At 36.9% G+C, this 2232-nt stretch carries 3 protein-coding genes and 1 pseudogene; 1 reads left to right on the forward strand and 3 read right to left on the reverse strand.

The genetic code is table 11. The features are described 5' to 3' along the window. Positions 1-210: 210 nt before the first annotated feature. The gene (locus H4J67_RS19730; protein WP_182171508.1) at positions 211-573 is read right to left on the reverse strand and encodes a hypothetical protein; all 363 of its coding nucleotides are present in this window, start codon (positions 571-573) and stop codon (positions 211-213) included. 312 nt (positions 574-885) lie between these two features. Here H4J67_RS19730 and H4J67_RS19735 point away from each other — a divergent pair, with 312 nt between their 5' ends. Then, complete coding sequence (locus tag H4J67_RS19735; protein ID WP_259368693.1) at positions 886-1182, forward strand: IS110 family transposase; 297 nt, start codon at positions 886-888, stop codon at positions 1180-1182. 27 nt (positions 1183-1209) lie between these two features. Here the strand turns inward: H4J67_RS19735 and H4J67_RS19740 are convergent, their stop codons facing one another. Both H4J67_RS19740 and H4J67_RS19745 read right to left on the reverse strand, forming a co-directional pair. Then, positions 1210-1647, reverse strand: a complete 438-nt coding sequence (locus tag H4J67_RS19740; protein ID WP_259368694.1) for a GNAT family N-acetyltransferase — start codon at positions 1645-1647, stop codon at positions 1210-1212. A 194-nt stretch (positions 1648-1841) separates the two neighbouring features. After that, a pseudogene (locus tag H4J67_RS19745) lies at positions 1842-2232 on the reverse strand (IS3 family transposase); the annotation flags it as partial.

Below are 2232 nucleotides of genomic sequence, written 5' to 3' on the forward strand. Positions count from 1 at the left end.
AAAATACAAACTGATCTCATGCCACTAAAGTTACCACAAAAAAGAACGGAAACAAGCACAAACTATTAATTTATATGCCCAAGTTGCAAAACATAATTACTTGAACAGTGGCGACATATAACGCCACATTAAGGGGCGAGAAATGGTTGGCTAAAATGTGTAGCGAAGCGAAACCGAGCCAACTGTTACGAGTCCCGCTTGAACGTCTTGTTATATGTTTGCTACCACCAAACAGTTATCACCACTTGGTGAAAGCTTGCCAGAGACGTTATAAACAGTGTCGGGTTTTATATCAATATTCAGGGTGCCTGGGGATAACTTCTTGCCCCATGAATAAGAAAACTCACACATTATTGATACGGTATGGTTACCAACTTCGATAGATGCTGTAGTACCTAATTTATAATTACCTTCCCATAAAATATCGCCTTTATCAATTTGGCGAATCATAACTTTTACAGCTGATGAATCTTCTCCAATCAATAGACCTTGCCCTGATTCAGCATTTTGTGGAGTAGATTGACACCCAAACATTAAACTTAGAATGATTATTGTTAAAACTTTAGATTGCATAAAAAATCCTTTAAAACACATAACGCCACGTTAAGCGGCAAAAAATTGTTGGCTAAAATTGTGAACGGAGTGAAACAGCCAACTGTTTTTTGTCTGTTTGAACGCCTTATAGTTGATAAGTGGAACATGCTCCTGTTGGTTACGAATATTGAACGGCAAACATTCAATGTTTCTAACAAAACGTTCGAACCAACAGAGCAACTCATTTCAAAACGCATACTCAGGGATTGCCTACGAGGACTATCTATAAGACCTGCGAGAAATGAGATTTAAGCACACTCCACTTGTAACTTTACGCGCAGGATCTGCAAAATGAAAGCATACAACATTGATAATTTCGCTGCCTTAATCGGCATTGATTGGGCAGATAAAAAACATGATATCTGTGAACACCCTAACCACACCGATAAATACCACTATTCCATTATTAAGTGTAAACCCGAAGCGCTATATGAATGGGCAATGAGCCTTAAAAATCGTTACCCAAATCAACAAATCGCTGTGGCCTGTGAACTTAAAAAAGGACCTCTTATTTATGCACTAGCCAAATATAATCATATCAGTTTATTCACCATTAATCCCTCTACAGTCGCTAAATATCGTAAGTGAAGTGGCATTAGGCAGTAATAGAGACCATTATGTTTTCAGTAAACTAAATACATGATTATTATAAAATATATCGTCTTTATATATAGCTTTATTATGAACTACTTCTAGTTCGAAACCACATTTGCCTAGAACACGCATAGAAACCGTATTTTGAGAAAAGATAGATGCAAACAACCTAACAGTATCTGTAGTATTGAATACTAACGATATTATTTCATTTACAGCTTGCGTGGCAATGCCATTACTCCAATGGTCTTTTGCAATCCAGTATCCAATTTCAGCAGACCGCTGATATTCAAACTTCCCCTTTTCAGCACCAATGCATCCAACTAAAGAGCCATTAAAATCTATAGCTTTAACTATACCCATTTTACTTCCAGTGGAAATCCACCAATTAGCATCTTCCGAGGTGTAAGGTGTTGGGATTTTAGATGATAGGTACTTAACTACTTCTTGGTCATTCAAAATAGCAAAAGTAGCTCTGTATCACCTGAATTAAAATTTTTAAGAGTTATCATTGGTATTATTTAATCGCCAAGTCAGAGGAAAACATAACGCCACATTAAGTAGCAAAAAATTGTTGGCTATAATATTGAACGAAGTGAAAACAGCCAACTGTTTTTTGTGATCTTCCCCCGATAAAACGGACACATTTTTTTTCACGCTGCCAGGGCTTCATATTCTATTGGCGAACAATAACTTATCCCTGAATGCATCCTCGAAACATTGTAGTATTTGTTAATGTAACTGCCAAGTGTTCCGCGCAGTTCTTTATCACTTTAAAATACATTACCACGAATAACTTCTGTCTTCATTGAATGGAAAAATGACTCCATATGCGCATTATCAGTACATTTTCCCGCTCGGCTCAAGCTATGAATTATTCCATGTCGTTTCAATACTTTTTGATAAACCTGTCCACGATATTCTACGCCTCTATCTGTATGGAGCATCAAATCACCGGACGGTTTTCGTTTCTTAACCGCATTTTCTAATGTGCGTTTCGTGACGTCCATCGTTCTATTTTTATCTAAACTCCAGCTAATAATA

Source organism: Colwellia sp. BRX10-4 (genome assembly GCF_014077465.1).
In the GTDB taxonomy this organism is placed as follows: Bacteria; Pseudomonadota; Gammaproteobacteria; order Enterobacterales; family Alteromonadaceae; genus Colwellia_A.

Coding starts and splice junctions, on each gene's coding strand:
- H4J67_RS19730 (WP_182171508.1), bottom strand. CDS start 573: ATGCAATCTAAAGTTTTAACAATAATCATTCTAAGTTTAATGTTTGGG.
- H4J67_RS19735 (WP_259368693.1), top strand. CDS start 886: ATGAAAGCATACAACATTGATAATTTCGCTGCCTTAATCGGCATTGAT.